16 protein-coding genes are annotated in these 21,952 nt (G+C 72.9%); 7 read left to right on the forward strand and 9 right to left on the reverse strand.

The features are described 5' to 3' along the window. Positions 1–53: 53 nt before the first annotated feature. Positions 54–803 (forward strand): dienelactone hydrolase family protein, encoded by a 750-nt coding sequence (locus AC3EQ1_RS03820; RefSeq protein ID WP_432092789.1) that lies wholly within the window; start codon positions 54–56, stop codon positions 801–803. Positions 804–959: 156 nt separating this feature from the next. On the opposite strand, the gene alr is transcribed toward AC3EQ1_RS03820, so the two are convergent. From alr to AC3EQ1_RS03845, 5 genes are all read right to left on the reverse strand, one after another. After that, positions 960–2,264 carry an alanine racemase gene (gene alr, locus AC3EQ1_RS03825; protein WP_432092790.1) on the reverse strand — a complete coding sequence of 435 codons (1,305 nt, stop codon included), beginning with the start codon at positions 2,262–2,264 and terminating at the stop codon, positions 960–962. A 493-nt stretch (positions 2,265–2,757) separates the two neighbouring features. Then, positions 2,758–4,701, reverse strand: coding sequence for a PucR family transcriptional regulator (locus AC3EQ1_RS03830; protein WP_432092791.1), 1,944 nt, complete (start codon positions 4,699–4,701; stop codon positions 2,758–2,760). 278 nt (positions 4,702–4,979) lie between these two features. After that, positions 4,980–6,515 (reverse strand): L-piperidine-6-carboxylate dehydrogenase, encoded by a 1,536-nt coding sequence (gene amaB, locus AC3EQ1_RS03835; protein WP_432092792.1) that lies wholly within the window; start codon positions 6,513–6,515, stop codon positions 4,980–4,982. A 153-nt stretch (positions 6,516–6,668) separates the two neighbouring features. Continuing rightward, positions 6,669–8,156, reverse strand: coding sequence for a 2-oxoadipate dioxygenase/decarboxylase (gene hglS / locus AC3EQ1_RS03840; RefSeq protein ID WP_432092793.1), 1,488 nt, complete (start codon positions 8,154–8,156; stop codon positions 6,669–6,671). Between the two features lie 67 nt (positions 8,157–8,223). Next, positions 8,224–9,399, reverse strand: a complete 1,176-nt coding sequence (locus AC3EQ1_RS03845; protein WP_432092794.1) for an NAD(P)/FAD-dependent oxidoreductase — start codon at positions 9,397–9,399, stop codon at positions 8,224–8,226. Between the two features lie 184 nt (positions 9,400–9,583). Here AC3EQ1_RS03845 and AC3EQ1_RS03850 point away from each other — a divergent pair, with 184 nt between their 5' ends. Further along, positions 9,584–10,513 (forward strand): LysR substrate-binding domain-containing protein, encoded by a 930-nt coding sequence (locus AC3EQ1_RS03850; RefSeq protein ID WP_432092795.1) that lies wholly within the window; start codon positions 9,584–9,586, stop codon positions 10,511–10,513. A gap of 138 nt (positions 10,514–10,651) precedes the next feature. Here AC3EQ1_RS03850 and AC3EQ1_RS03855 read toward each other — a convergent pair whose 3' ends face one another. Beyond that, the gene (locus tag AC3EQ1_RS03855; protein WP_432092796.1) at positions 10,652–11,251 is read right to left on the reverse strand and encodes a TetR/AcrR family transcriptional regulator; all 600 of its coding nucleotides are present in this window, start codon (positions 11,249–11,251) and stop codon (positions 10,652–10,654) included. 90 nt (positions 11,252–11,341) lie between these two features. Here AC3EQ1_RS03855 and AC3EQ1_RS03860 point away from each other — a divergent pair, with 90 nt between their 5' ends. Together AC3EQ1_RS03860 and AC3EQ1_RS03865 are read left to right on the forward strand one after the other, a co-directional pair. After that, the gene (locus tag AC3EQ1_RS03860; RefSeq protein WP_432092797.1) at positions 11,342–12,037 is read left to right on the forward strand and encodes an SDR family NAD(P)-dependent oxidoreductase; all 696 of its coding nucleotides are present in this window, start codon (positions 11,342–11,344) and stop codon (positions 12,035–12,037) included. Between the two features lie 439 nt (positions 12,038–12,476). After that, positions 12,477–14,009: an amino acid permease gene (locus tag AC3EQ1_RS03865; protein ID WP_432092798.1), complete on the forward strand. Its 1,533-nt coding sequence runs from the start codon at positions 12,477–12,479 to the stop codon at positions 14,007–14,009. Here the strand turns inward: AC3EQ1_RS03865 and AC3EQ1_RS03870 are convergent. Beyond that, positions 13,985–14,896 (reverse strand): LysR substrate-binding domain-containing protein, encoded by a 912-nt coding sequence (locus tag AC3EQ1_RS03870; protein ID WP_432092799.1) that lies wholly within the window; start codon positions 14,894–14,896, stop codon positions 13,985–13,987. The two genes, AC3EQ1_RS03865 and AC3EQ1_RS03870, sit on opposite strands and share 25 nt — an antisense overlap. 327 nt (positions 14,897–15,223) lie before the next feature. On the opposite strand from AC3EQ1_RS03870, the gene AC3EQ1_RS03875 reads away from it, so the two are divergent. The 3 genes from AC3EQ1_RS03875 (at position 15,224) to AC3EQ1_RS03885 (ending at position 19,913) form a co-directional block, all read left to right on the forward strand. Next, positions 15,224–18,148 carry an FAD-binding and (Fe-S)-binding domain-containing protein gene (locus AC3EQ1_RS03875; protein ID WP_432092834.1) on the forward strand — a complete coding sequence of 975 codons (2,925 nt, stop codon included), beginning with the start codon at positions 15,224–15,226 and terminating at the stop codon, positions 18,146–18,148. A gap of 84 nt (positions 18,149–18,232) precedes the next feature. Beyond that, entirely contained in the window at positions 18,233–19,381 is a 1,149-nt protein-coding gene (locus AC3EQ1_RS03880; RefSeq protein WP_432092800.1) for a Glu/Leu/Phe/Val family dehydrogenase, read from the forward strand. A 103-nt stretch (positions 19,382–19,484) separates the two neighbouring features. Then, positions 19,485–19,913, forward strand: coding sequence for a VOC family protein (locus AC3EQ1_RS03885; RefSeq protein ID WP_432092801.1), 429 nt, complete (start codon positions 19,485–19,487; stop codon positions 19,911–19,913). A 37-nt stretch (positions 19,914–19,950) separates the two neighbouring features. Here AC3EQ1_RS03885 and AC3EQ1_RS03890 read toward each other — a convergent pair whose 3' ends face one another. Both AC3EQ1_RS03890 and AC3EQ1_RS03895 read right to left on the reverse strand, forming a co-directional pair. Then, positions 19,951–20,721, reverse strand: a complete 771-nt coding sequence (locus AC3EQ1_RS03890; RefSeq protein WP_432092802.1) for an alpha-ketoglutarate-dependent dioxygenase AlkB — start codon at positions 20,719–20,721, stop codon at positions 19,951–19,953. Continuing rightward, entirely contained in the window at positions 20,705–21,934 is a 1,230-nt protein-coding gene (locus tag AC3EQ1_RS03895; protein ID WP_432092803.1) for a hypothetical protein, read from the reverse strand. The genes AC3EQ1_RS03890 and AC3EQ1_RS03895 overlap by 17 nt, the downstream gene beginning before the upstream one ends. Between the last annotated feature and the right edge of the window lie 18 nt (positions 21,935–21,952).

The following is a 21,952-nucleotide window of genomic DNA, read 5'->3' on the forward strand; positions in this document are numbered from 1 at the left end:
CTGACTCCTCATCTGATTCGATGATCCATGACGAACAGGGAGGAAGATCCACCATGCCCACCACGACACTGCGGATTCCCACCGAGGACGGCCGGGCCGACGCCTTCGCCGCCTTCCCGGACCGCGGCGGGCGGCACCCGGGGGTGCTGCTGTACTCGGACGCCTTCGGCGTGCGGCCCGTGCTGCAGGAGATGGCCCGGGAACTGGCCGAGCACGGGTACTACGTGCTCGTCCCCAACCTCTACTACCGGCACGGCCCGGCGCCGGTGATCGACCTTCCCGAGCACATCGGGGAAGAGGTGCGCCCCGCGGTCATCGGCCGGCTGATGCCCCTGATCCAGGCGCACACCACCGAACATGCCCTGCGGGACGCCGACGCGTATCTCAGGTTCCTCACCACCCGGCCCGAGGTCGGCGCCGGACCGGTCGGTGTGATCGGCTACTGCATGGGCGCCGCCCTGGCGATGCGCACCGCGACGGCCCACCCCGGCCAGGTGGCCGCCGTCGCCGGATTCCACCCCGGCTTCCTGGTCACCGACGCCCCCGACAGCCCGCACCGCGGCATCCCCGAGCTCACGGCCCAAGTCCATCTCGGCCTCGCCGAGAACGACTTGACCCCCGAGGCCATCAGCGAGCTCAACCAGGCCCTGGACACCGCGGGTGTCGGCCACACCACCGAGGTCTACCCCGGCACCATCCACGGCTTCACCATGGCCGACACCGACGCCTTCGACCCCTCGGCACTGCAGCGCCACTGGGACCGTCTGCTCCCCCTCCTCGACCGCACCCTCACCAACGGCTGAGGCTGAGGCTCCGGAACCGGAACCGGAGCTGAACGACGCGACTCACGGAGTCCTCGGCTTGCCAGTCGGTCGCGAACCACCGTCATCAAGGGTGTGCCTCCGCCGAGTTGTGGTGCGGAGCCGGGGCGGGGTCAGGGGGCAGGGGGTGAGCGAGGCTCAGTCGGCGTCCGCGGTCCCACCGATGTGACGGCGTGGCACGCGGGAGCCGATGCGGGCGACGATCTCGTGGGAGATGCTGCCCGCGGCGCGCGCCCAGTCCTCCGCGCCGGGCTCGCCGCGGTCGCCGGGACCGAACAGGACGACCTCGTCGCCCGGTTCGGCGGTGGACTCGCCGAGGTCGACGACGAACTGGTCCATGCAGACCGTGCCCGCCACCGTGTGCCGCCCCCCGCCGACCAGGACCGGGCCGGTGCCCGAGGCGTGCCGCGGGATGCCGTCGGCGTAACCGAGCGGCACCAGGCCGAGCGTGGTGGCGCGGGGGGTGCGGTAGCGGTGGCCGTAGGAGACCCCGTGGTCGGCGGGCACCCGCTTGACGGACGCCAGCGGCGCGGTGAGCGTCATCGCCGGCCGCAGCCCGAAGTCGGCGGGTGCCGCGCGGTCCGCCACCGGGCTCAGGCCGTAGAGGGCCAGCCCCGGGCGGACGAGGTCGAAGTGGGCCTCCGGGAGCGTGAGCGTGGCGGCCGAGTTGGCCAGGTGCAGCACCTCGGGGTGCAGTCCCGCCTGCCGCGCGAGCGCCACCGACACCTGGAAGTTCGCCAGTTGGGCGTCACAGTCGGGGTGGCCGGGCTCGTCGGCGCGGGCGAGGTGCGACCAGATGCCGACGACCTGGATGCAGCCGGCCGCTTCGGCGCGCGCCGCGACGTTCACCAGGGCGGGCCAGCCGTCGGGGCCGGGGCCACCGCGGCCGAGGCCCGTGTCGACCTTGAGGTGGACCCGGGCGGTGCGTCCGGTGCTGCGCGCGGCCCGCGACACCGCCTCGATCGCCCAGGTGGCGCCGGCCGACACATCGATGTCCGCGGCGAGCGCGGCGTCCCAGTCGTCCCCCGGGGTCAGCAGCCAGGCGAGCAGCCGGCCCGGGAGGCCGCCCCGGCGCAGGGCGAGGGCTTCGCGGAGCGCGGCGACGCCGATCCAGGTGGCGCCGCCGGCCCGGGCCGCGCGGGCGGACTCGAGCATGCCGTGGCCGTAGCCGTCGGCCTTGACCACGGCCATCACCTCGGCGGGCCCGGCCAGCTCCCGCAGCCGGCGCGCGTTGTCCTCGATGGCCGAGAGATCGATCAGCGCCTCGGCGTGCGGCGCCGACACCCCGAAACGGCCCGGTGCGGCGCCCGTGCCGTCGGGTCCACCGGGGACTGCGGGGCTCGCGACCCGGTCATCTGCCGGGAGCCGCGGTGAGCGGCCGGCGTGGTCCGTCGTTGCTCCGCGGTCGGCGGTCCCGTCCGCGCGGGGCGTGCCGAGGGTCATGTGGGGTGGTCCTTCCGTGGTGTGTGGGGCCCGCTCGGGCCGGGGCCGCCCGCTCCGTCACGACGCCGCGAGGAGCGTGTCCGCGGGGCGGCTCCGCGGATACCGTGCGCGGGCGGCGCCGTCCGCCGTGGGCGGTGACCCAGGCGGACGGCGCGTACCGCTGCCGGGAGGAGGGGTCGGCCGACCGACAGCGGCGAAGTGTGCCCGCAGGCACCTCCCGGACGTCCTGCCGGGAGATGTCACAGCCGGGACCGAGGGGGGAGGTTCAGGCCGACCCCGACTGCGCATGCAGCCATGGTCGCGAGCGGGGTCCGGGCCGTCATTGTCCGATCGGCACCGTCCGCGGGCCCCGGACGGTGGGCGGGGCACAACGGGGACGGTGGAACAGGGGGACGGGCGGAATGGGAGACGGGCGGAAGAACGGTGGGGCGGGCGTCCGGGGGCCGACGTGCGGGGGCGCGGGGTCCGCCCGGTCGGCCCGGCGTGCGGAGCGTCAGGCGTCGTCGCCGACCGGGCCCCCCGGGGCGGCCCGGTCGACCCCCTCGGCGCGATCGGCGCGATCGGCCCGCTCGGCCCGCTCGGCCCGCTCGGCGCGGTCGGCGCGGTCGGCCCGCTCGGCGCGGTCGGCGCGGTCGGCCCGCTCGGCGCGGTCGGCGCGGTCGGCGCGGTCGGCCCGCTCGGCGCGGTCGGCGCGGTCGGCGCGGTCGGCCCGGTCGGGGCCGTCAGCCGGGGCTTTCCCGCCGCCGACACCGCCCCCGCCGGCTCCGCCGACACCGCCCCCGCCGGCGCGGCCCCCGTCGACACCCACGGCACGGCCACCGACGGCACCACCCCCGTCGACAGCGCCGTCGACAGCGCCGTCGGCGCCGTACCGGCGGGCGGTGAGCTGGAGCAGCAGCGCCGTCCGCACCTCGGGGTCGTCCAGCGGCACCGCCACCACCTCCTGGAGGCGGCGCATCCGGTGGCGGAGAGTGTTGGGGTGGATGTGCAGCCGGGCCGCCGCCGCCCGCGGGTCGCCCATCTCCTGGAGCCAGGCCCGCAGCGTCGGCACACAGCTCGTACCGTGCTCCCGGTCGTGCTCGGCCAGCCGGTTCAGGGGTCCGATCCCGGCGATCCGCGCCGCCGCGGCGGACCGCGCCACATGGCGGAGGACGACGGTGGCCCACACCTCGTCGTGCACCGCCTGCTCTCCGTCGACCAGACCGGTCCGCAGCAGGTCGAGGGTGTCGTCGGCCTGCTCCCGGGAGCGGGCGAGGCCGGGCACCGTCGACGCCAGGCCGCCCACCGCGACCAGCGGCGCCGGACGGCCGGTCGCCTCGCGGAGCTGCCGCAGCCAGCCGCCCCCGCTGTCGGCCGTCGGCCCCACCAGCTCGGCGGGGACGATCCCGTAGACCACGCCGCCGATCACCGCCGCCGGGGACCGCAGGCGGGAGCCGCGGAACCGGGACATGCGTTCCCATGCCGTCAGCCGCTGCCGCTCGGCCTCGTCGTCGTCCTCGCAGCGCACGCCCACGCCGACCACCCGCCACGGCCCGGCGGAGAGCCCGAGGCGGCGCGCCGCGTCGGCCGCACCGTCCTGGCCGTGCAGCACGGTGGCGACCATGTCGGTCAGCACCAGCCGTTCGACGTCGGCTCCGGCCCGGCGGCGCAGCAGGTGCAGGGCGGCCGTGGCGGCGGTGGCGGCGAACGCCTCGGCCCGCTCGGCGGAGACGGGGCCGGGCACGATGGCCCAGATCGAGCCCAGCACATCGCCTCCGGCGTGCACCGGCACGACGAGCCGCGGCTTGGTCCCCTCGACGAGCTCGGGTACGTAGATGGCGCCGGTGTCCTGGGCGATCCTGCGGAACACCCCCTGCCGCCGGAACCGGTCCTGGACCTCGTCGGGGACGCTGCGGCCCATGATCGTCGCCACCCGCGCCTCGTCGCCGCGCTCCTGCCGGGTGGAGTAGGCCAGGACCCGCGAGTTGCGGTCCTCGATGGTGACCGGGGCATCGATGACGGCGGCGATCGCGTCCGCCAGCCCGAAGAGGTCTCCCGCCTCGGCGCCGCCGAGACCCGGTACGGAGTCCGCGGAGCTGTCGCTGTCGAGCACCGCGCGCACCAGCGAGACGACCTGCGCCCAGCCCGCCTGCTGCTCGACCTCCACCAGCGCGACCCCGGAGGCGTCCGCCGCGGCGATCACCTCACGGTCGGCCGCGGCGGGTGCCTTGAGCAGCAGCGCGGACGCGGACCGCCGGGCGCAGTGCGCCAGCAGCCGCAGGGCCTGGGCCCGGTCGGTCAGGTTCACCCCGAGGACGACGTCCCCGGCCCGCAGGTCGAACCCGCCGTCCGGCTCGGCGATCACCACGTCGCCCAGGGGAACCGAGGAGCCGTCGGGAACGCAGACCTCACAGAGCACGGCCGGTCCGACGGAACCGAGAAGCCGTTGCAGCGTCATCACTGGGCACCACCCGCTCACCTACCGTCCCATCGTGCACCACGGGAGCGGTCGGCGGCCGTCCGGGCTGCGGGGATGCCGTGGCAGGGGTGCGGAAGTGCGGTGCGTCTCCCCGCCCCGGATCCGCTGCCCCGACGTCGGCCCGGGCGGGGGACAGCGCCGTCCGTCCCGCTGTGCCGTCCGTTCGGTTCCGGGCGGACAACACAGCGGGACGGCGCTACGACGCGAGCTCTTCCCGGGCCGCGGGTCTCACGCGCTCCGGGCGACGCCCGTCGCCCCTACAGGAAGCTCACGTTCTGCGCGAGTGCCAACTCGCTGGAGTAGTTGACGGTGTTGGTGGCCGCGCGCATGTAGGCGCGCCACGAGTCGGAGCCGGACTCCCGGCCGCCGCCGGTCTCCTTCTCCCCTCCGAATGCGCCGCCGATCTCGGCGCCGGAGGTGCCGATGTTGACGTTGACGATGCCGCAGTCGGAGCCCTCGGCGGACAGGAAGCGCTCGGCCTCCTGCTGGTCGCGGGTGAAGATGCTGGACGACAGGCCCTGGGGGACGTCGTTGTGCAGGTCGATGGCCTCGTCCAGGGTCTCGTACGTCTGCACGTAGAGGATGGGGGCGAAGGTCTCCTCGCGGACGACGGCGGTCTGCGCGGGCATCCGGACGATGGCCGGTTCGGCGTAGGCGGCTCCGGGTGCGGTGTCCGAGACCCGCCGGCCGCCGCCGACGAGGAGCTTGCCGCCCTCGGCCTGGGCGCGGGACAGCGCGTCCTGCATGGCGTCGTGGGCCGTGGCCGAGATGAGCGGGCCGACGAGGGTGCCGTCGTCGAACGGGTCGCCGATGGGGAGCTTGCGGTAGGCGTCCGTGAGCCGGGTGATCAGGGTGTCGGCCACGTCGCGGTGGACGATGAGGCGCCGCAGGGTGGTGCAGCGCTGTCCGGCGGTACCGGCGGCGGCGAACACGATGCCCTGGACCGCGAGGTCGAGGTCGGCCGAGGGGGCGACCACGGCGGCGTTGTTGCCGCCGAGTTCGAGCAGGCTGCGGCCGAAGCGGGCGGCGACCCGCGGGCCGACCTCCCGGCCCATGCGGGTGGAGCCGGTCGCGCTGACCAGCGCGACCCGGGAGTCGTCGACCAGCTTCTCCCCGATGACGCGGTCGGCCAGCAGCAGCCGGTGCACGTCCTGGGGCGCGCCGACGTCCTCGGCGGCGCGGGCGAGCAGCCGGGCGGAGGCGAGCGAGATCAGCGGGGTGAGCTCGGAGGGCTTCCAGACCACGGTGTCGCCGCAGACGAGGGCGACGGCGGTGTTCCACGACCACACCGCGGCGGGGAAGTTGAAGGCGGAGATCACGCCGACGACGCCGAGCGGGTGCCAGGTCTCGGCGAGGCGGTGGCCGGGGCGCTCGGAGGCGATGGTGCGCCCGTAGAGCTGCCGGGACAGGCCCACCGCGAAGTCGCAGATGTCGATCATCTCCTGGACCTCGCCGAGCGCCTCCGAGCGGATCTTGCCCGCCTCGATGGTGATGAGGTCGGCCAGGTCGCCCTGGTGCTCGCGGAGCAGTTCGCCGAGGCGGCGGACGAGTTCCCCGCGCCGCGGCGCGGGGGTGACGCGCCAGTCCCGGAACGCCCGGTGGGCGGCGGCGATCGCTTCGTCGGCCTCGTCGGCCGTGGTGGCCCGCAGCCCGAACAGGTCCTCGCCGGTGACCGGCGTGCGGGCGGAGAAGTCGGTGCCCTCGGGGAGTTCGGCGCCGACGCGGTGCAGCGCGGTGCGGGCCGTCTCGCGCAGCGCCTCCGTGGTGGGGAGGCTGATGGCGGTGGCGGTCATGGTGTCCTGCCTTTCAGGTGGGTGGTCGCGTCAGGTCAGGTGGGTGGTGACGGGATGTCCGGTCACCGGGACGTGGCGCCGGGTGCGGTCAGTGGTGGGATCCTTCGGCCGGGGTGGGTTCCTTCGGCCGGCGTGGCCCCCATGAGGTCGCGGTCAGCTGCGGTCCGGCCTGCCCGCGTCGGACGGCCCGGTGGCCGGGGCCCCGGGAGACCCGGGCGCCGCCGGCTCCGCGGACGGGACGCCGGGAAGCCCGAGTTCCCGGGCGGCCTGGCCCAGGGAGGCGTTGCGCTGTTCCTCGTAGAGCGCGAACGGGTCGAGCACCGGGCGGCCGATGGCGCCGGAGAGCCAGTCGCTGTCGTAGGCGACCGCCGACCGGGCGTCGTCCCGGGAGCCCTCGCCGCTGAGGTTGGACTGGAAGATGCCGGCCGCCGACCGGGGCAGGAAGTCCTCGTAGACGATGGGCTCGGCGCGCAGCAACCCCGCGTCGAGCAGTCCGCCGAGCGTGGGCGGACCGCCGTCGGCCGTCCTGCCGGTCCCCGCGCTCCCGGTCTTCGCCGACGGCACCGCGTGGTAGGTGAAGAACCCGTGGCCCCGGGCGGCCAGTTCGCGTTCGGTGCCGGGGAAGTGCCGCTCCCACAGGGTGCGGAGGACGGCGCCGCGGTCGGTGCCGGGGTCCTGGGCGGCCAGGGTGTCGGCGCGGGCGAGCAGCTCGTCGTAGTGGGCGCGGCCCTGCCGGGTGAGGGCGATGCCGCGCGCCTCGACCTCGCCGAAGCGCACCCGCAGCGCTCCGGTGGTGACCTCGCCGTCGTCGGTGCGCAGGGCGCGGGGCTCGGCCAGGGCGCGGAACGAGGTCTGGCGCAGCAAAACGTCCGGCCCGTCCCAGCGCGGCGGGCCCTGGATGGTGTCGATCATGGCGATGCCGCGGTCGGTCATCCGCCGGTACAGCTCGTCGATGTCGAGGACGCGGGGGGTGAGGTGGTTGATGTGGGTGCTGCGGACGCCGCCGATGTCCGCGGCGACGGCGGAGACCCGTTCCAGGGTCTCGTACCAGGACTTGTCGAGCGGTTCGGTGGAGAGTTCGAAGGCCTGGACGGCGAGGTGCAGGAAGCGTTCGGCCTCGGCCTCGGGCAGGCCGCCCTGGGCCTCCGCCCGGTCGGCCAGGTCCAGCAGTTCCGGCGGGAAGAGCTGCCGCTCGGCGAGGAAGCGTTCCAGCCGGCGGCGCAGGTCGTCGTCGAAGAACCGGGGGTCGGCCGGGGTGAGCATCGAGGTGAACACCCGGAACGGGTTGCGGGCCAGCTCCTCGGCGTCGACCGGGCGGAACGCGGTGGAGACCACGGGTACGGCGCTGGCGGCGGCTTCGCGCAGGTCGTAGAAGCCGACCGGGTGCATGCCCAGGGCCCCGAAGATCCGGGCGACCTGCCGGAGCTCGTCCGGGGTGCCGACGCGGATGGCGCCGTGCCGTTCGGCGGTGACCCGGCCGATGGAGCCGAGCCGTTCGGCCTCGGCCCCGGCGGCGCACATCACGTCCCCGTTGACCTCGTGGGAGACGTCGACGAGCGTCGTGTAGGCGGGGACCTCCCGTCCGTACATGTCGGAGAGCCGCTGGGCGAACGCGGCGCGCAGTTGCCACTGGCTGATCATGACCGGGGCTGCCTTTCGGTGCGGGGCCCGGAGGACCGGGCCGGTACGGGCCGGGGTGGTGCGGGGCTCAGACGATGTGGGCCTCGGGCCGGATATCGGCACCCGCGGTGAAGCGGTCCACCCCGAGCGGGGTGACGTCCACCGGTGGTGTCCGCCCCAGGTGCAGATCGCGCACGATCTCCCCCACGGCCGGCGCCTGCAGGAAGCCGTGGCCGGAGAAGCCGGTGGCGTAGAGGAAGTTGTCCGGCTCGGCGGCCCGGCCGATGAGGGCGTTGTGGTCGGGCGTCACCTCGTAGAGGCCGGCCCAGCCGCCCGCGGTCTCCAGCTCCGCCAGGGCCGGGGCGCGGCGGCGGGCGGCGGCGCGGAACAGGTCCAGCCACTCGGGGGTCCAGGTGGTGTCGAACCCCTCGGCCTGGTGGGGGTCGGCCAGCCCGAGGAGCAGCCCGTCGTCGCTGTTGTGGAAGTAGGCGCTGGTGGCGAAGTCGATGGTGAAGGGGATCCGGGGCGCCGGGGGGTCGAGCGGTGCGGTGAAGGCGAGCTGCCGCCGTACCGGACGCACCGGCAGGTCCACGCCCACCATGGCGCCGATCCGGGCCGACCAGGCGCCGGCCGCGCAGATGACGGTGTTGCAGCGGACCGGGCCGCGGCTGGTGTGCACGGTGGAGGCCCGGTGGCCGCGGGTGTCGATGCCGGTGACGGCGGTGTGCGGGGCGATCACCGCGCCGGCCGCGGCGGCGGCCCGGGCGTAGCCGTCGACGACGAGCCCGGGGCGGGCGTGGCCGTCCGCCGGGGAGTGGACCGCGGCGAGCAGGCCGTCGGTGCTGACGTAGGGGCACAGCCGCCGGGCCTCCTCGGGGCCGATCATGCGGCTGGGGACGCCGAGCCGGTTCTGCACGGCGACGCAGTCCTCGAAGTCGGCGACCTGCTGCGGGGTGGTGAGGAGGAACAGGTAGCCGACGGTGTCGAGCCGGATGTCCGCGCCGGGGCGGCGGGGGAAGTCCTGGTAGGCGCGGAGGCTGCGGTTGCCGATCTCGATGTTGAGCGGGTCCGAGAACTGCGCGCGGACGCCGCCGATCGGCTTGCCGGAGCTGCCGCAGCCCAGTGCGCCCTGTTCGACGAGGAGGATGTCGGTGACGCCGGCCTCGGCGAGGTGGAACGCGATGCTGGTGCCGATCACGCCCCCTCCGACGATCACGACGTCGGCCGCCTCGGGGACGGGGCTGGGTGTGGAGGAGAAGGACACGGGCCGATCCCTTCCTGGTCCGCGCCGGGCGTGAGCGGTGCTCGCGGTGACCGGGCGGTGCCAGTGCATGACGGGAGGTGCATGACGGGAGAGGCTGCTGATCAGCGGCTCGCAGCCATCGTGCATCTCCCCGACCGTTGACGTCCATGAACGGTTCTTCCTCTCGATCCATTAGCGTTGCTATATGGAATGGACGAGTGCGCAGCTGCGCTCCCTGGTGGAACTTCCCCGCCGCGGCACCATCACCGCGGTCGCCCAGGCGCTGGGCTACACCCCCGGCGGGGTGTCCCAGCAGATCGCGGCGCTGGAGAAGGCGACGGGGATGGAGCTGCTGCGCCGGGTGGGGCGGCGGGTGGAGCTCACCGACGCCGGGGTGACCCTGGCGGCGCACGCGGAGCGGATCCTGGCCACCGAAGCCGAGGCCGTGGAGGCGATGGAGCGGGCCCGGAGCGAGATCGCCGGGGTGCTCCAGGTGGGTCTGTTCGCGACCGCGGCGGCGGAGATCCTGCCGCTGGCGCTGCAGCAGGTGCACCGGCGGCATCCGGGGCTGAGCGTGCACAGCCAGGACATGGACGTCGACGAGGTCTTCGACGCGGTCGCCGCCGGGGCGGTGGACCTGGCCCTGGGCCTGGACTACCCGGACGTCCCGATTCCGCGGAACCCCGCGCTGCGGCTGCGCCGGCTGTACCGGGAGCGGTTCTCGCTGGCCGTGCCGACCGGGACGATGCCGGGAGCCGAAGCCGTGAGCCTGGCCGCGACCCGGGACCTCGGCTGGATCCTGCCGTCGGCCGAGAGCTACTACGGGCGGGCGGTCCGGACGGCCTGCCGGCGGGCCGGGGTGGAGCCCGACGTCCGGCACGTGGTGACCGACACCGCCGCGACGCTGGCCCTGGTCGAGGCGGGGATCGGGGTCAGCACGGTGACGGACCTGATGCTGCGGCTGCGGTCGTCCCGGTTCGACGTGGTGCCGCTGGAGGAGACGATCGAGCGTCACATCGTCGTGGTGGTACGGGCGTCGGCGGAGTTCCGGCCGACGGTGATGGCGCTGGTCGGCATTCTGGGGGAACTGGCGGACCACGCCCGCGCGGAGGCCGGCCCCCGAGGACTCGTGTGACCGTGCGGGCCGGCACCCCGGCTCGCATCACTCACGGGTCCTCTGCGTACCGCCACCGACATCGCCCGCGCGCTCTCGCGTTCAGGCCGGATGCAAGCCGCCGCCCGATCGGGGGCCGACGCGCAGCCGAGTGGAGACTCAGGCCGGGCGGGGCCTGAGCAGGTTCTCGACCAGGGTGTCCACCAGACCTCGGGGGACACTCGCCCCCGTCAGGGCGCAGTAGACGATCGGGCCGACCAGAGCGTCGAGCGTGGCGTCGGGGCCGAGTTCGGGCGAGACCTCGCCGGCGTCGGTGCCGCGCGCGAGCATGTCGCGTTCCAGGCCCCGCCGTGGACCGAGATAGCGCTGGTGAAAACGCTTGGCCGTGTCGGGATTGTGCTGGGCCTCGGCCATGAGCGCGAGCAGGACCTTGCCGGCCGGGTCGCGGGTGAGGAATCGCGCGAAGGCGCGCAGGTAGCCACGGATGCTTTCTGCCGTGGGCCGCTCCGTCGGGACGGGGAGGCGTTTGTCGCTGTCCTCGATGAGCGTGTCGAGGAGGATCTCGACCTTGGAGGGCCACCAGCGGTAGATCGTCTGCTTGGCGACGCCGGCCCGGCGCGCGATCGCCTCGACGGTCAGAGCGCCGAAGCCGTGCTCGACGAGCAGATCGTCCGCGGCGTGAAGCACCGCCAGACGTGCGGCCTCGTCGCGCCGGTTGCCGGAGCGCGGCCTGCGGGGCTGGGAGCTGGCGGCGGGCATGCGAGACACCCTACCCGTCGGCAGTCCCCCGGCATTGCCTAGACGCAACGCCGCGTCTAGTCTGCAGTCACCCACCACGAAGGAGTGCCTGTGTCCGCAACGCCCCACCGCCACGCTCTCGTCATCGGCGCCTCCCGAGGGTTAGGGCTCGTCCTCACCGACGAGCTCGCCCGACGCGGCTGGCGCGTCACCGCCACCACGCGCCGGGACGGCGGCGACTTGCAAGCGCATGCCGATGCCTGGAAAGGACGGTTGAGGGTCGAATCCCTGGAGATGACGAGCTCCGGGCAACTGGCCGCTCTGCGCGAGCGCCTGGACGGCTGCCGACTCGATCTGCTCTTCGTCAACGCCGCAGTCGACCGGGGCGATCTGCCGATCGACGAGGTCTCCACCGACATGTTCACCGAGGTGATGATCACCAACGCGTTGAGCCCGCTGCGCGTCCTCGAGTCCCTCCGCGAACTCGTCGCGCCCGGCGGGACCGTCGCCGTCATGTCCTCCGACCAGGGCAGCATCTCGCGCAACACCGAGGACGGCTACGAGCTCTACAAGGCCAGCAAGGCCGCGCTCAACCAGCTGATGCGCAGCTACGCCACCCGCCATGCCGACGACGGACGGACCAAGCTGCTCATCGACCCCGGCCACAATCGGACGCGGCTCGGCGGACCCGACGCGCCGCTCGCCCCTCAGGAGAGCATCCCGGCCGTCGTCGACGTCCTCGAAGCGCAGGCCGGCGCCCCCGGCCTGCAGTTCCTGGATCGCCACGGCGAGACCGTCCCGTGGTAGAGCTCCGGTCCGGAGCTCTACCACGGGAGCGGGTGCGGCCGGGCCGGCCGGTGGCGTGGCACCGGGGCCGGGCCGGTGGCCGGCGCTCACCGGTAGAGCTCCGGACCGGAGCGCCGGGAGCGCGCCTGGCTCTCCACGGTGCCGGCAGAGTGCACCGGGCGCAGCCGTAGGCTCCCGATCGACCTGCGCGTCGTGCCGCACCGAGTGCGGCAGCCGAGGCTCCCGGGCACCGGGCCTCCCGCCCCGCGTCGGGGGTCTCCCCGCGCGCCGCGTCTCCCCTCCCCGGTCAGCCCCACTCTTTCTTGGCCTGAGGCCGGGAAGGTGTCGCTCTGCGGTGTCTTCTCCCGGCCGCCCTCGTGGGCAATGGTTTTCAGCCACGTGGTGACCACCCCACGGCGGCGGCCGCCGGGTCCGCCGTTCGCCGGACAAGGAAGAAGCGATGTCCACCACCGAGACTTCACACGCGAAGCTGCCGGAGCTGCTGGGCAGAGGGCCCCGTGGCATCTTCCGGCGCACCCTGCCCTCCGAACAGCCCTCCGGGGAGCGCATGGTGCGCACCCTCGGCCTCACCCAGCTGACCATGATCGGCATCGGGGCGATCATCGGTGCCGGGGTGTTCAGCCTGGCGGCGGCGGTCGCCCGGGACGTCGCCGGGCCCGCCGTCGTCATCTCGTTCCTCGTCGCGGGCGCGGCCTCGCTCTGCGCGGCCTTCGCCTACGCCGAGTTCGCGGGCATGGTCCCGAAGGCGGGCTCGTCCTACACCTACTGCGCCGCCGTCCTGGGAGAGGTCGTCGGCTGGATCGTCGGCTGGGACCTGCTGCTGGAGTACACCGCGATCGTCGCGGTGGTGGCGATCGGCATGTCCGGCTACATGGGGTTCCTGCTGGAGGCGGTGGGCGTCCATCTGCCGGTCTGGGCCATGGGGGCGCCCGGCACCGGTGACGGCCACCGCATCGACCTGGTGGCGGTGCTGATCTGTCTGGGCGTGGCCTGGCTGCTCACCCGGGGCACCCGCACCTCGGCCAGGGTGGAGACGGTGCTGACCATCGTCAAGATCGCGATCGTGCTGGTCGTGGTGGTGGTCGGGATGACCAAGGTGGACGGCGGGAATCTGCAGCCGTTCGCGCCGTTCGGCTACGGCGGTGCCTTCACCGGCGCGGCCACGGTGTTCTTCGCGGTGTTCGGCTACGACGCGCTGAGCACCGCCGCCGAGGAGTCCATCGAGGCCCGGCGCAAGCTGCCCAAGGCGATGCTGCTGTCGCTGGGCATCTCGATGGTGCTGTACGTGCTGGCCTGTCTGGTGCTCACCGGGATGCAGCACTACTCCGAACTCAACCCCACCAGCGGCTTCTCCAGCGCCTTCCAGAGCGTGGGCCTGTCCGGCCTGGCGAATGTGATCGCGGTCGGCGCGGTGATCGGCATCGTCACCGTGACGTTCTCGTTCATGATGGGCGCGTCCCGGCTGTGGTACGCGCTGAGCCGGGACGGGCTGATGCCCGCCTGGTTCGGGGCCATCCACCCGAAGCGGCGGATCCCGCACCGCGCCACCTGGCTGATCGGGATCATCTCCGCCGTGCTGGCGGGGCTGCTGCCGATCAACGCCGTCGCCGAGCTGACCAACATCGGCGTGCTGCTGGCGTTCGTCGTGGTCTCGGCGGCCGTGCTGATCCTGCGCTACCGGAAGCCGAACCTCAGCCGCGGGTTCCGCTGCCCGGGTATGCCGTTCACCCCGGTCCTGGGGATCATCTTCTCCGTCTGGCTGATGTCGTTCCTGCGCTGGGAGACCTGGCTGCGGCTGGGTGCCTGGCTCGTCGTCGGGCTCGTCATCTACGCCGCCTACGGCTACCGCCGCACCCGCCGGGTGATGCCGGGCGGCTCCGTCGACCTGGACGCGCTGGAGGAGATGTCCGACTCCGACGAGCCGGCGCGCGCCGCCGCGGTGCCGCCTCAGGAGCCGACCGGGGGCAGGTGATCCGCGTCGCCGGGGACGGCGTGGCGCAGCGCCTCCAGCACCGCCCCGAGCAGCGGGTTGCTGCCCGCCTCGCGGTGCAGGGCCACCACGGTCCGGTGCGCGGAGCGGCGGGTGAGCCGGGTGGCGAGGATCCGCTCGTCATCGAGGTGGCCCAGCGCGGGCACCACCGCCACGCCGAACCCGGCGGACACCAACTCCCGTACGACGTCGTAGTTGTTGCTGCGGAAGCCGACATCGGCGGTGAATCCGGCCGCGGCGCACAGCCGGGTCAGCGAGAGTGCCCCGGCTGTGCCCTCGCGGCTGGTCACCCAGCGGGCGCCGGACAGTTCCGGCAGGTCGGCGCCCAGGCCGCTGTCCCGGGGGCGCAGCAGGAGCAGGTCCTCGCGCAGCAGGGGGCGGGCGGTGAGGCCGTCGGGCCACTGCCGGGGGCTGAGCCCGTACTCGTAGACCAGGGCCACGTCCAGGTCGCCGTCGGCGAGCGGCCCCAGCAGCTCGTCCGGTTCGCCCTCCTCCAGCAGGATCTCCGCCCGGGGGTGGGAGGCGGCGAAGGCGGTGAGCGCCGCGGGGACGAGCCGGACGCTGGCGGTGGGGAAGCTGCCGAGCCGGAGCCGGCCCACGGTGCCGGTGGCCAACTCCCGTACGTGGTGGTCCAGATCGTCCAGCGCCGCCAGGACCCGGGCGCTGGAGTCGACCAGCCGGCGGGCGGCGGTGGTGGCGCGGATGCCGTGGGCCTCGCGTTCGAAGAGGACGAGGCCGGTCTCCTTCTCCAGCGCGGCGATCTGCTGCGAGATCGCGGAGGAGGTGTAGCCGAGGTCGCGGGCGGCGATGGCGAACGAGCCGCTCTGGCAGACGGCGCGCAGGGTGAGCAGATGCAGGGGCTTGAGCATGCGGTGCTCCTCGGGGGCGGTCCCGGTGTGCTGCGGGCGGCCGGGGCCGGTGACCGGCCGACGGTGGTGACGGGGCGCTGGCGGTGACGGGGGCGGCCGGCGGTGGTGACGCGCTTCCGGCCGTCGTTGCGGGGTGTCCGCAGCACCGTACCTCCGGGCATGAGCGAGACCAAGCATTGCTTGCCCTGAACCTCGGATTCTGTCGGGCTGCTGGCCCTTGTGAGGCCCGGAAGCCGGGCTTCATGGTGGACAGGTCCTGGTCACAGCGGTGATCCGTGAGCAGAAGGAGCGAGACACGTGGCGACGACTGCCGAGCACAGCGGCCGGATGTCCGACCCGGCCGCGGTGGCGGAGGCCCTGGCCCTGGCGGACTGCGGTGAGGTGGCCGCGGACGCCGGCCGCCGCGCCCAGTACTCCGCCGACGCGTCCAACTACCGGCAGGTGCCGCTGGCCGTGGTCTTCCCCCGGAGCCGCGAGCAGGTGATCAACGCGGTCGCGGTCTGCCGGCGGCTGGGGGTGCCGGTCACCTCCCGGGGCGCGGGCACCAGCACCTCGGGCCAGGCGGTGGGCCCCGGTGTCGTCCTCGACCTCTCCCGCCACTATCACCGGGTGCTCGGCGTCGACCCCGCGGCGCGGACCGCGACCGTGCAGCCCGGGGTGGTGCTGGACGACCTCCAGGCGGCGGTGGCCGGGCACGGCCTGCTGTTCGGCCCCGACCCGTCCACGCACAGCCGCTGCACGCTCGGCGGCATGATCGGCAACAACGCCTGCGGCTCCCACTCGGTCGCCTGGGGCCGCACCGTGGACAACGTCGTCGAACTCGAAGTCCTCACCTACCGGGGCACGGTGCTCACCGTGGGCGAGATGACCCGGGCCCGGATCGACGCGGCGGTCGCCGCGGACGACGAGCGCGGCCGGCTCATCGGCGCCCTGGACCGGCTCGCCCAGGGCAACCTGGAGGTGCTGCGCACCGGGCTGGGCCGGTTCCCCCGGCAGGTCTCCGGCTACGGGCTGGAACATCTCCTTCCCGAGCGGCGGTTCAACCTCGCCAGGGCCCTGGTGGGCAGCGAGGGCACCTGCGCGGTGATCCTCTCCGCGACGGTCCGCCTGGTCACCCCGCCCCCGGCCCGCGCCCTGGTCGTACTCGGCTTCGCCGACTCCTGCGCCGCCGCCGACGCCGTACCGGACCTGCTCGGGCATCCGCTGCTCGCGCTGGAGGGCCTGGACCACGCGCTGACGGACATCGTCACCCGGCCCGCCACCCGGCAGGCCATCGACACCCTGCCCGAGGCCCGGGCCTGGCTGTTCGCCGAGCTCGGAGGCGACGCCGGAGACCTTCCGGCCGCGGCGGACGCGCTGACCCGCACGGCGGAGAAGGCCGACGGCTTCACCGGCGCCGAGACCGTCACCGATCCGGCGCGGGCCCGGCAGCTGTGGCGCATCCGGGAGGACGGCGCCGGGCTGGCCACCCGGCTGCCCGACGGCTCCGAGGCCTGGCCCGGCTGGGAGGACGCCGCGGTGCCGCCCGAGCGGCTGGGCTCATACCTGCGCGGCTTCACCGGACTGCTGGACCGGCACGGCCTCCAGGGGGCGGTGTACGGGCACTTCGGCGAGGGCTGTCTGCATGTTCGGATCGACTTCGACTTCACCACCGAACAGGGCACGGCCGTCTTCCGGGCGTTCCTCACCGAGGCCGCGGAACTCGTCGCCGAGCACGGCGGATCGCTGTCCGGGGAACACGGCGACGGCCAGGCCCGCTCCGAACTGCTCCCCCTGATGTACCCGCCTGCCGTGATGGCCTTGTTCAGGCAGTTCAAAGACGCCTGGGACCCGGACAACGGCCTCAACCCCGGCATGATCGTGCGGCCGCTGCCCCTCGACGGCAATCTGCGGGTCGATCCGCACCGCACGCCCCTGCCGCTGGCCACCGTCTTCCCCTTTCACGGCGACGGCGGTGACTTCGCCAAGGCCACCCGCCGCTGCGTCGGCGTCGGCAGGTGCCGCACCACCGAGCAGCGGGGCGACGTCATGTGCCCCAGCTACCGGGTGACCCGCGACGAGAAGGACTCCACCCGGGGCCGCGCCCGGCTGCTGTACGAGATGACGCAGGGCGAGGTCATCACCGACGGCTGGCGGTCCACCGAGGTCCGGGACGCCCTGGACCTGTGCCTGTCCTGCAAGGGGTGCAGCAGCGACTGCCCGGTGGGCGTGGACGTGGCCACCTACAAGTCGGAGTTCCTGCACCACCACTACCGGCGCCGGCTCCGCCCCGCCTCGCACTACTCGATGGGCTGGCTGCCGCTGCTGTCCCGGGCCGCCGCCCGCGCCCCGCGCCTGGTCAACGCCGTCACCGGATCCCGACTGGCCCCGCTCCTCAAACGGCTCGGCGGGATCGCCGCCGAACGCGACGTGCCGCGCTTCGCCGACGAGACGTTCCTGGCCTGGTTCCGCCGCCGCACCCCCGAGGGCAGCGGGGAACGGGGGCCGGTGGTGCTCTGGACCGACTCCTTCAACAACCACTTCAGCCCCGAGGTGCTGCGCGCGGGCGTACGGGTCCTGGAACACGCCGGATACCGGGTGCAGGTCCCGGACGGCACCCAGTGCTGCGGGCTGACCTGGATCACCACCGGCCAACTGGGGGTGGCCCGGCGGATCGGACGGCGCACGATCCGGGCGCTCGGCCCCGCCGTCGAGGCCGGTGCGCCGGTCGTCGGCCTGGAACCCAGCTGCACCGCCGCTCTCCGCACCGACCTGCCGGAGCTGCTGGACGACGATCCCACGGCCCGCGCCGTGGCCGGCGCCACCGTCACCCTCGCCGAACTGCTCACGCAGGACGCCCCCGACTGGCAGCCCCCGCAGGTGGCCGCCCGCTCGATCAGCCAGACGCACTGCCACCAGCACGCCACCGCCGGCTTCGACGCGGACGGCGCCCTGCTGCACCGCATGGGCGTCGACAACACCGTGCTGCCGTCCGGCTGTTGTGGGCTGGCGGGCAACTTCGGCTTCGAACGCGGCCACTACGAGGTGTCCGTGGCCGCGGGCGAACAGGTCCTGCTGCCCGCGGTGCGCTCCGCCCCGGCCGGAACCGTGGTGCTGGCCGACGGCTTCAGCTGCCGCACCCAGATCGGGCAGCGCAGCGACCGGACCGGCACCCACCTCGCCGAACTGATCGCCGCGGGCCTGCCGGCGGGGGCGGCGGAGTCGCCGGGAGAGGCGGGACCGGCCCGTGCTCCCGCGGCCCGCACCCCGTAGGTCCGCCGACCCCGCCACCGCACCTCCGACGTCATGCGCCCGCATCCCCTCCCGTGTCCCCCTGAGGAAGAAGGAACCGCCACCGTGACCGACTCGCTCTCCCTCGTCGACGACTGGGGCCCCGAGAAGATCGTCGTCGTCTCCCACCGCCGCACCGGCATGAAGGGCGTGCTGGTCATCGACAACACCGCCCGCGGCATCGGCAAGGGCGGCACCCGGATGAGCCCGGCCGTGACCGTCACCCAAGTCGCCCGGCTGGCCCGGGTGATGACGTGGAAGTGGGCCGGTGTCGACCTCTTCTACGGCGGCGCCAAGGCCGGGATCGTCGCCGACCCGGCGTCGCCCGACAAGGAGGCGATCCTGCGGGCTTTCGCCCGCGCCCTGTCCAACGAGGTGCCCCGCGAGTACGTGATGGGCCTGGACATGGGCCTGACCGAGGACGACGCCGCGATCATCCAGGACGAGCTCGGCGACCGCGGCGCGGCCGTCGGCACGCCCGGACACCTCGGCGGGGTCGCGTACGACAAGCTCGGCGTCACCGGCTACGGGGTCGCCGAGGCCACCGACGCCGCCGCCGGGACACTCGGGCTGGCGCTGTCCGGCTCCCGCGTGTCCATCCAGGGCTTCGGCGCGGTGGGCGGCGCGGCGGCGCAGCGGTTCGCCGACCTGGGCGCCACGGTCGTCGCCGTCTCCACCGCCGACGGAACCCTGCACGACCCCACCGGCCTCGACGTCCCCGAACTGCTCCGCGCCCGCGCGGAACACGGCGACGCGTTCGTGACCCGTCACCCCCGCGGCACCGCGCTGCCGCCCGGCGGCGAACTGACGGTCGACTGCGACATCCTCGTACCGGCCGCGCTCCAGGACGTCATCGACGAGGACACCGCCCACCGGGTCAAGGCCAAGCTCGTCGTGGAGGGCGCCAACCTGCCGACCTCCCCCTCGGCGCAGTCGGTGCTCGCCGAGCGCGGCGTGGCCGTGGTGCCCGACATCGTCGCCAACGCGGGCGGCGTCGTCGCGGCGGCCTTCGCGATGGACGCCCGCTACTCCGGCTTCCGCCCGGACGCCGGGAACATCTTCGACGCGGTCTCCACCCGCCTGCGCGCCAACGCCACCACGGTCCTGGAGGAGGCCCACCGCCGCGGCATCACCCCGCACGGCGCGGGCCGCAGCCTGGCGGAGGAACGGGTGCGGGCGGCGATGGAGAGCAAGGGGCGGATACCGAGGAGGTGAGGGGCACCCCCGGAACCGGCCTCGGGCATGAGGGCGGACGGTCGGGACGGGGGCCCTGGAAAACCACCGGCGGGAGGCGGAGTCCCCCTGATACGTTGCGCCGATGTCAGCGATCAAGAAGGTCCAAGTCACCTTCGACTGCGCGGAACCCGAGCGCCTCGCTCGCTTCTGGTGCGAGGTGTTGGGGTACGTCGTACCGCCGCCGCCGGAGGGGTTCGCCACGTGGGACGACTTCAAGGACTCGCAGCCACCTGAGCAGCAGGATTCATGGTTCGCCTGCATGGACCCCTCAGGTGTGGGCCCGCGCCTGTACTTCCAGCGCGTCCCCGAAGGGAAGACCGCCAAGAACCGGGTGCATCTCGATGTGCGGGTCGGCACCGGACTCGTGGGGAAGGAGCGCCTCGCCGCGCTGGAGGCCGAATGCGCACGACTGGTCCCGCTCGGCGCGGTCCACGTGCAGACGCTGTACGACGGCGAGGATTCGTGCATCCCGATGCTGGACATCGAGGGCAACGAGTTCTGCATCGACTGAGCGTTCTCCGCATGACGGCGCGTGGCCCGTATCCGGGTCAGGCGGGCGGCATCAGATCGCTCTCGCTGACGGTGTAGGCCAGCAGAGGGTACGTGAAGTCCGTTTCGTTGTTCTCACGGCGTCGCATTCGGTAGAACTCTCCCTTCTGCTCATCGTCGGCCAACGTGAGGCGCGCACCGTGCGGGAGGCATGCATGTCCGTCGTGAAACCGAACGAAGGTCTTTGACGTTCGAAAGGTGACACCCAGCCATGGGTTGTCCACCGAAGGGACGGGTGTGTCCAGTACGATCTTGTGCCTCAGTCGCCGATTCGCGTCGACAGAGAACGCGACGACACTGTTGTGGGCGAGGGGGATCTCGAACCTCTCGCCACCGGACCTCTTTGATTCGAAGATCAGCTTCCTCGACGGGCCCGCTTCGGGATCTCGGTAGCAGGAGAAGACGGCGATGAGCGACTCGCCGGCCAGGTCGAGGGCTTGGTCGGAATGGCTGCCCATGGTTTTGTAGGCGTTCGTGTAGTTCTCGATGAGAGCGTTGTTGAAGCCGACCGCAGGCGCCGCACGTTCTTGAATCTGCTGCGCCAGCCGTTCGTGCACTGCCCGGAAACGCTGCGTCGGGCTGCCGTATCGAGTGGTGGTGCGTACGAGAGGCACGCCACCCGCCTCATCGACCTTGGTAATCACTGCGCCTCGCCGGCCTTTTCCTACATCCTCCAGACGAGCCGATGCGGACAGCTCCGCAAAGAGATTCCCCTCGGTCGGCACAGTGCACGAGATGATCTCATCCGAGATCCTATGCTCGGGGCGCAACGTAGTCTCCCGTGTTCATGCTGAAGAGAAGCTCGTCCCCGTAATCAATGAAGGACGATGTCCTGTTCTCCTCTGCGTACAGTCTGCGCAACTCGTTCATCCCGGCCGGTGTGGGTGGCCCCAGCTTCATCAAACCTTCGGCCAGTTTGAGGAACGTGTGGCCGTTCTTGTGAACGGCTTCGGCGCTCGAACAGCGCACCACATACCCCAGGCGGGTCGGGAGCAACTCGGCGTCCAACGCCGAGGGGCGGATTTCGTGCGTATACAGGCGGTTGGTGGACAGCGGCATGAAGAACACGGAGCCGGGGTGCAGGGTCAGGGTGAACTGCGGCGGAAGCGCGACTCCGTCGCGCCTTTCGGCCCGGTCCTTGAGGCGAAAGTGGAGTTTGGTCAGCCCGCTGGCACCCTTCGCACCGTAGTCGAAGGCGTCTTCGGCCAGGGGCTGCAGCCTGTCGAGCCCGTCATAGAAGGTGCAGAAGGCCATGATGCCATTGACGGGCATGTCCTTGGTCTTGTCGGCATGGGCCGAGATCTTGGCCTTGGACTGCTTGCGCTCGGTCGTGGCACGGGTGTTGTGATAGATCTGAGCGAGGACGTGATTGAGTGGTGCCTGGTTCCGGAAGACAGCGGCGGCCTCACGGTTCAGAGCCTCGACGATGCGGGTGTCGGTCGGGCGAAAGCCCTCGGTCGGCCCCGAGAGATTCGTGGAGCACCGGAGCAGGCGGAAATGCAGTTCGTCACCGTTTCGCGTGACGGGCGTCAGATAGATTCCGCTGCGATGGGCTGTTCCAGGCTTGGTGGACTCCGTCAGGGACTGGAACGCGTGCTCCGCACGTATCCGTCCGAAGTGATCGCCGTCGAGTCCGAAGAAGCGGCGGTAGTAAACGCCAACACCATGCATGCGGAGAGGGACTCGACCGAGGTCCACGAGGGTCCACGGTTGGCCGACGCCCTCGTGGTAACCGTGTGACAGCTCCCGGACAACGAACACCCGGGCCGCCGCCTGCAGTTGGCGGTCACTGATCCCGGATATGTCGCCACACAGGTAGACGGTCTTCTGCGCGAGGTCGGGCGAACCAGAAGCAAGATCCTCCGGCGTGATGGCGGACCCGAAGAAGTCCCTGATCAAGCCCTGGTCTTGCAACGTCGAAGGCGCAACCAAGATGTTGTCTGCATCCTCGATGCGGGCTTCTGTCGGCCCTGTCGTGCACATCAAACGCTACCTGTCATT

Source organism: Streptomyces sp. bgisy100, assembly GCF_057709105.1.